Consider the following 4538-nt stretch of genomic DNA (forward strand, 5'->3'; position numbering starts at 1 on the left):
CCGTCTCCGAAGTAAACCGATCACCCGTCAACTGCATACCATCACCCGAATCACCCGCAAAACGGATAATGACTCGGTCTAGCCGGCGGACCTCTTTGTCTACCCCGGGCCCTTGGCCTTCGGCGAGCCCCGGCCCGCGCTGGCTTTTGGTGGTCGGGTCGGCCTGCTCGGCGTTATCGGCCTGCTCGGCCGTGCTATTGACCTGGCTGGTCACTGCTTCGGACCTCCTTCGAGGCGGCGGCTCGCGACGGGCTGGTTGGTGGCCGGAAATGTTTTCCGACCCCCGGGCGGCGCCATGGGTTCGTCCCTAGCCCATCGTACGGGGGTAAGGGTCACCTTCCTGGGGCGGATCACATGATGGATGGTGGCGTGCGCCACGTTTATGGAGTGGTTTGCCATCATTTGCTCGCCCCCGGTGCGCATTCCTCAGGCCGGCTCGGCCCTCGCTGTTGTGCTGCCCTCCGCCGGACTTTTGTTGTACGACTCGCTCGCTCGGCCGGCGTGCCATTTCCGGGCCGCCGCCGGGTACGTCGTGCGTTAGGAGTTGATATAGGTGAGTACGGCGAGCACGCGACGGTGGTCGCCATCGCTGGGGGAGAGGCCCAGTTTCAGGAAGATATTGCTGACGTGTTTTTCCACCGCGCCGTCGCTGACGACCAACTGCCGGGCAATGGCGGAATTCGTCCGGCCCTCGGCCATAAGTCCTAGGACCTCGCGCTCGCGCGGCGTCAGCCCGGCCAGCACGTCCTGCTTGCGGCTGCGCCCGAGGAGTTGGGCCACCACCTCGGGGTCGAGCGCGGTCCCGCCCTGGGCGACCCGCACCACGGCGTCGACGAATTCCCTGACCTCGGCCACTCGGTCCTTGAGGAGATAGCCGACCCCACGGCTGCTGCCGGCCAGCAACTCCGTGGCGTACTGCTCCTCGACGTACTGCGACAACACCAGGACGCCCAGGTCAGGATGGTCGCGCCGGAGTCGGACCGCCGCTCGTACGCCCTCGTCGGTATGGGTCGGGGGCATCCGGACGTCGGCCACGACCACGTCCGGCAGCGCGCCGTCGGCGGCCAGCTCGGCCACCGACTTGAGCAGCGCCTCGGCGTCTCCCACGCCGGCCACGACGTCGTGTCCCCGGTCGGTCAGCAGCCGGGTCAGGCCCTCCCGAAGCAGTACCGAATCTTCGGCGATGACCACCCGCACCCTGTCCTCCACAATTTCTGGCCCCCCGACATCGACACCTTGAGCACAGCATCTCAGCAATCGGTCCCGGAGCGGAGCGCTCCGGGACCGATTGCTGAGATGTAGGGGGGCGTTTTCCGCCCGGATGCCCCGTGACGGGAGGGAGCCTGGGGGCGGCTGAGGTAGTGGCGAGCGCGGGTGGGGGTGCGCAGGGGTAGCCATTCGCACCGTTCTGGGGGCCGCCGGAGGTTTGGCTGCCGGGTGGCCCGGCCGCCGGGCTGCGGGGCCGCTGGTTTACCGGGCCGCCGGGCCGCGGTGGCCCCGTACCGACCTCCCACCCGTCGCCGGGCCGGTCGCGGGAGGTCAGCCCCGCCAGGGCAGTTCGGCCGTGATCGACGTCGGGCCGCCGACGGGGGAGTGCACCACCAGCAGGCCGTCCACCGCGTCGAGCCGCTCGGCGAGGCCGGCGAGCCCCGAGCCCGTCGAGGCGTCGGCGCCCCCCTTGCCGTCATCGCTGACCTGCAACATCAGCCGGTTCTCGACGCGCCACACATCGACCGACGCGTTCCTGGCCTGGCTGTGCTTGCTGACGTTCTGGAGGAGTTCGGAGACGGTGAAGTACGCGATGCCCTCGATGGCGGGCGCCGGGCGGTGGTCGACGTCCACCAGCACCTTCACCGGGACGGTGCAGCGGGCGGCGAGCGCCGAGAGGGCGGGGCCGAGTCCGCGGTCGGTGAGGATGGCGGGGTGGATGCCGCGGGCGAGGTCGCGGAGTTCCTGGAGGGCGATCTTCACTTCGCCGTGGGCTTCGTCGACCATTTTGGCGGCGGCTTCGGGGTCTTCGGTGAGTTTTTCCTTGGCGAGGCCGAGGTCCATGGCGAGGGCGACGAGGCGGGCCTGGGCGCCGTCGTGCAGGTCGCGTTCGATGCGGCGCAGGTCGGCGGCGGCGGTGTCCACCACCACACCCCGGTCGGTCTCCAGCTCCGTCACCCGGCTCGCGAGCTGCGAGGGGCCGAGCAGCCCCGAGATCATCAGCCGGTCGACGTACGTCATGCCGCGGATCAGCCACGGGCCGATCAGCACGACCGTCGCACCGAAGGCGCAGGTCAGGACCAGTTCGAAGGGCGTGTTCAGGTAGGAGCCGCTGTTCTCGCCGCCCCACAGCTTGAGGCCGGGCTCGTCCGAGTAGCGCGGGAAGACCCAGTGCCAGAGCGGGTAGGTGAGCAGCCCCCAGCCGGTCACGGTGACGACCACGGCGGTGACGAAGGAGAAGAGCGCCCACGGCAACAGCAGCACGGCGTACAGCATCTGCCGCCAGGAGTCGCCGCTCTTGAGCATCGCGCCCATCCAGGCGAGCGGCCCGCCCTTCTCGCCCTTGATCCGTACCGGCGCCGGCGCGGCGACGTCGTGCCGCAGCAGCACCCGGGCCCTGGCCCGCTCGACGGCGCCGAGCGCGCGTACCCCGGCGAGCGTCATGGCCAGCAGCGGCACCCCGAGGAAGGTGATCAACAGGCCGACGCCCAGGCTGATCATGGTCACCGCGTAGGTGAAGGACGCCAGGGCGACGGGCAGGTTCAGGAAGAGATAGCCGAGCTCGCGCCAGGTGCGGGCCTCGAACGGGGCGCGCAGCCCCGCGGGCAGCCGGTGGCCGTGCGGATCGGCGCTGTGCGAATCAGATCCGTATGCAGTAGCCATCTCTTCGTCCGTCCTCCGGTCCTTCGATCGCGTCGCCAGGTGCGGCGCGGAGGCGAGTGCCCCTCGACTACCTCAAGGCTGGCCCACCCAGCCCGCTTCGACCATGGAGGCGGTCGGCATCTTGGGGAGGGGGTTTTCCCCACCCCCCTCCGGCGGGCTGACGACACCTGCGCATTCCGCAGCGGCCATCCGCCCGTACCCACGGCGTACCGCCCGTACCCCGCCCACGGACCGGTCGTGACCGGAAATGAGCGTATCTGTGCTGGTCGGCGGCCGTACGCGGGCTGCCCCCGCGCTGACGGACGGGAGCGCGCGGGCGGCTGGGGCGGGCGGAGGGGCGTGCGAGGGGTTTCAGGAGGTGCGGTCGCGCCAAGGGAGTTCGGCGGTGATGGTCGTGGGGCCGCCGGCCGGGGAGTCGATGACGAACAGGCCGTCGACCGAACCGAGCCGCTCGCTCAGCCCCGCGAGACCGCCGCCGCTGGTGTCGGCGCCGCCCACCCCGTTGTCCCAGACCTGGAGCAACAGCCGGTGCTCGGTGCGCCACAGCTCGACCGTGGCCGCCTTGGCGCGGCTGTGCTTGCTGACGTTCTGGAGGAGTTCGGAGACGGTGAAGTACGCGATGCCCTCGATCGCCGGCGCCGGCCGCTCCTCGATGTCGATGGAGATCGTGGCCGGGACGGTGCAGCGGGCGGCCAGTGAGGAGAGGGCGGGGCCGAGTCCGCGGTCGGTGAGGATGGCGGGGTGGATGCCGCGGGCGAGGTCGCGGAGTTCTTGGAGGGCGATCTTCACTTCGCCGTGGGCTTCGTCGACCATTTTGGCGGCGGCTTCGGGGTCTTCGGTGAGTTTTTCCTTGGCGAGGCCGAGGTCCATGGCGAGGGCGACGAGGCGGGCCTGGGCGCCGTCGTGCAGGTCGCGCTCGATGCGGCGCAGGTCAGCGGCGGCGGTGTCCACCACCACACCCCGGTCCGATTCGAGCTCGGCGATCCGCCGCTCCAACTCGTCCGACGGCGAGAGCAGCGCCCGTACCATCGCCCGTTCCACCACGGTCAGCCCGCGCGCGACCCACGGCAGCACCGGCCAGGCCACGAACAGGCCGACCAGCGTCACGGTGAAGGTCATGATGTCCCACGGCAACCGGATCAGCAGGTAGAGCGTGTGCCGCCAGCCGACCGGGTCCTTCAGGCTGCTCCACAGCCAGGGGAAGAACCCGCCGTGCGTGTGGTGGCGCAGCGGGCTCGGCTCATCGACCTGTAGATCGAGCAGCAGCCGGGCGCGCGCCCGCTCGAACTTGCCGAGCTGTCGGCTGCCGAGCAGCCCGAACGCCAGCATCGGCAGCCCGACCACCGTGATCGACAGCGCGGCACCGATGAACAGCCAACTCGTGACGTACACAAAGCCGAAGATGCCCATCGGCAGGTTGGTCAGCAGGTACGCGATCTCGCGCCAGGTCGACCCCGGGAAGCCGAAGGCCGGTACGCGGGGCAGCTTCTCGCTGGACGGCGGATCGGCTGACGCGCCGGACGAGGCGCCGGGCGACGCACCGGGCGAGGTTTCCGACGCGTTGTCGGTTCCCCCTGTGCGCGCGGCCCCGGAGCCGCGGTTGCGCCGGGTCCGCGCGCCCCCCCCCCCCCCCCCCCCCCCCCCCCCCCGCCCCCCCCCCCCCCCCC

At 70.8% G+C, this 4538-nt stretch carries 3 protein-coding genes and 1 pseudogene; all 4 read right to left on the reverse strand.

What is annotated here, in order from left to right; translation table 11 throughout:
* Window positions 1–214 (reverse strand): annotated as a pseudogene (locus AAHZ94_RS28990) (2-oxoacid:acceptor oxidoreductase subunit alpha); the annotation flags it as partial.
* A 323-nt stretch (window positions 215–537) separates the two neighbouring features.
* On the reverse strand, window positions 538–1197 hold the full coding sequence (locus AAHZ94_RS28995) for a LuxR C-terminal-related transcriptional regulator (RefSeq protein ID WP_349996600.1): 660 nt from the start codon (window positions 1195–1197) through the stop codon (window positions 538–540).
* A 342-nt stretch (window positions 1198–1539) separates the two neighbouring features.
* A complete protein-coding gene (locus AAHZ94_RS29000) occupies window positions 1540–2871 on the reverse strand; it encodes a sensor histidine kinase (RefSeq protein ID WP_349996601.1) in 1332 nt (443 codons plus the stop codon).
* Between the two features lie 351 nt (window positions 2872–3222).
* On the reverse strand, window positions 3223–4356 hold the full coding sequence (locus tag AAHZ94_RS29005) for a sensor histidine kinase (RefSeq protein ID WP_349996602.1): 1134 nt from the start codon (window positions 4354–4356) through the stop codon (window positions 3223–3225).
* Between the last annotated feature and the right edge of the window lie 182 nt (window positions 4357–4538).

The organism is Streptomyces sp. HSW2009, from assembly GCF_040240285.1.
Taxonomy (GTDB): Bacteria; Actinomycetota; Actinomycetes; order Streptomycetales; family Streptomycetaceae; genus Streptomyces.

Bases quoted from the DNA above. Each gene is read 5' to 3' on its own strand.
- AAHZ94_RS29000 (WP_349996601.1), bottom strand. From the start codon at position 2,871: ATGGCTACTGCATACGGATCTGATTCGCACAGCGCCGATCCGCACGGC.